The sequence below is a fragment of the Microvirga pakistanensis genome (assembly GCF_004458765.1).
GTDB classification, from domain to species: Bacteria; Pseudomonadota; Alphaproteobacteria; order Rhizobiales; family Beijerinckiaceae; genus Microvirga; species Microvirga pakistanensis.
In genome coordinates this window covers 1-223 of record NZ_SPJX01000196.1, presented here as the reverse complement: position 1 = coordinate 223, position 223 = coordinate 1, and the positions used below count along the sequence as shown (strand labels likewise).

Annotated in this window: 1 protein-coding gene; it reads right to left on the bottom strand. The window is 63.7% G+C overall.

Going from position 1 to position 223, the window contains the following annotated elements; genetic code table 11:
* A partial coding sequence (locus E4K09_RS14010) for a tRNA ligase subunit PheS family protein (RefSeq protein WP_483238018.1) occupies positions 1 to 223 on the bottom strand: 223 nt, incomplete at both ends.

The following is a 223-nucleotide window of genomic DNA, read 5'->3' as shown; positions in this document are numbered from 1 at the left end:
GCAGTTCCGCAGCACGTTCGGGTGCACCATGCCGCAGCCGAGGATCTCGAGCCAGTCGTTGCCCTCGCCGAAGCGGATCTCGCCACCTTTTCGCGAGCACTGAATGTCGACGTCCGCCGACGGCTCGGTGAAGGGGAAGAAGGACGGGCGGAAGCGCATCTTCACCCGCTCGACCTCGAAGAAGGCCTTGCAGAACTCCTCGAGGATCCACTTCATGTGCGCG